Source organism: Streptomyces solincola (assembly GCF_002982015.1).
Classification (GTDB): domain Bacteria; phylum Actinomycetota; class Actinomycetes; order Streptomycetales; family Streptomycetaceae; genus Streptomyces; species Streptomyces solincola.
In genome coordinates this window covers 1-1,847 of the sequence record NZ_PVLV01000663.1, presented here as the reverse complement: position 1 = coordinate 1,847, position 1,847 = coordinate 1, and the positions used below count along the sequence as shown (strand labels likewise).

Genomic DNA, 1,847 nt, shown 5'->3' with positions numbered 1-1,847 from the left:
CGGCGGTCAGCCCTTGAGGCCGCCGGCGGTCAGGCCGCCCATGATGTTGCGCTGGAACAGCAGGAAGACCAGCAGGGTGGGCAGGGAGGCGATGGTCAGCGCGGCGATCAGGACGTTCTCCGGGACGCTGGTGGCCAGCGAGTAGATGCCGACGTTGAGGGTCTGCGCGCCGGGGTCGGGCAGGGTGAGCATCGGCCAGAGGAAGTCCTTCCAGACGCCGACCACCGCGAAGATCGACACCACGCCGAGGACGGGGCGGGAGATCGGCAGCACGATGGACCACAGGGTGCGCACCGGTCCTGCGCCGTCCATGGCGGCGGCGTCCAGCAGCTCCTTGGGCACGGAGTCGAAGAAGCGTTTCAGCAGGAAGATGTTGAAGGCGTTGGTGACCGAGGGCAGCCAGATCACCCAGGGCGAGTTGAGCAGGTTGCGGTCGAACACCGGCACGTCGAGGACGGTGAGGTACTGCGGCACGACCAGCACGGTGGCCGGGATCATCAGGGTGGCCAGCATCATGCCGAGGATCGCCTTGCCGAGCACCGGGCGCAGCTTGGACAGCGAGTAGGCGGCGGCCACGTCCAGCACCAGTTGGAAGGCGAGCGCCCCGAAGGCGTAGTACGCGGTGTTGAGCAGCAGCCGGGCGAGGTCCATGACCTCCCAGGCGCGGGTGTAGTTCTCCGGGTGGACGGAGCCGGGCACCCAGGTGGGCGGGGTCTGCACGACCTCCTGGGTGGTCTTGAGGCCGCCGGAGACCATCCAGTACAGGGGGCCGAGGAAGGCCAGCGTGAAGAGCGTGACGACCAGGGCGAAGCAGATCCAGTAGAGGGTGCGGCCGCGCGGGCGGGCCAGGGCGGCCGGTGAGATGAGCGTGCGTGTGGACATCGGTGTCTTCCCCCCGGCCTGCTCAGGCGTCCTGGTCGCGGCTGAGCCGGGCGTACCCGGCGGAGAACCCGGCGAGGACGACGAGCAGCAGCAGGCCGAGCGCCGCGGCGGCGCCGTAGTCGTTGAAGTTGAAGGCGTACTGGTAGATCAGGTAGACGACCGTGGTGGTGGAGCCCTCGGGGCCGGCGCCGCCGGTGAGCAGGAACGGTTCGGTGAAGACCTGCATGGTGGCGATGACCTGCATCAGCAGCATCAGCGAGAGCACCAGCCGGGTCTGCGGGATGGTGACGTGCCAGACCTTGCGCAGGATGCCGGCGCCGTCCAGCTCGGCGGCCTCGTACAGCTCGCCGGGGATGTCCTGGAGGGCGGCCAGGTAGATCAGGGTGGCGCCGCCCATGTTCATCCAGGTGGAGGCGATGACGACGGAGAGCATCGCGGTGTCGGGGTCCTGGAGCCATGGCTGGGCGGGTATCCCGAAGACGCCGAGGACCTCGTTGAACAGCCCGTACCCCGGGTCGTAGAGGTAGCGGAAGAGCAGTACCGAGGCGACCGGCGGGAGCATCACCGGCAGGTAGACCAGCAGCCGCAGATAGCCCTGGCCGTGCCGGAACTCGTTGATGACGAGGGCGAGGACGAACGGCACGGCGAAGCCGAGGACGAGGGCGAGCAGGGTGAACCAGAGGGTGTTCAGCCAGGCCTGGCCGAACGCCGGGTCGTTGACGATCTTGGCGAGGTTGTCCAGGCCGACCCACTCGGTCCGGCCGTCCTCGGCCTTCTGGAAGGCGAGCAGGAACTCGCGGACCATCGGGTACCACGAGAAGAAGGAGAAGCAGAGCACCGCGCCGATGAGGAAGCCGTGGGCGGTGAGGTTGCGGCGGACTTCGGCCGCGAGGCCGCCGGAGCCGCCGGAGGCGGGGCCGGGGCCGCCGCCGGTGCGGGGGCGCCGGCCCCGCCTCCGGCGGCTC

2 protein-coding genes are annotated in these 1,847 nt (G+C 69.5%); both read right to left on the bottom strand.

Translation table 11 applies throughout. The features are described from left to right. Nucleotides 1-6 precede the first annotated feature (6 nt). On the bottom strand, nt 7-882 hold the full coding sequence (locus tag C6N75_RS28990) for a carbohydrate ABC transporter permease (RefSeq protein ID WP_105871816.1): 876 nt from the start codon (nt 880-882) through the stop codon (nt 7-9). Between the two features lie 22 nt (nt 883-904). Further along, the coding region (locus C6N75_RS28985) for a carbohydrate ABC transporter permease (RefSeq protein ID WP_258177672.1) at nt 905-1,847 on the bottom strand (943 nt) is incomplete at its 5' end.

Bases quoted from the DNA above. Each gene is read 5' to 3' on its own strand.
- C6N75_RS28990 (WP_105871816.1), bottom strand. From the start codon at position 882: ATGTCCACACGCACGCTCATCTCACCGGCCGCCCTGGCCCGCCCGCGC.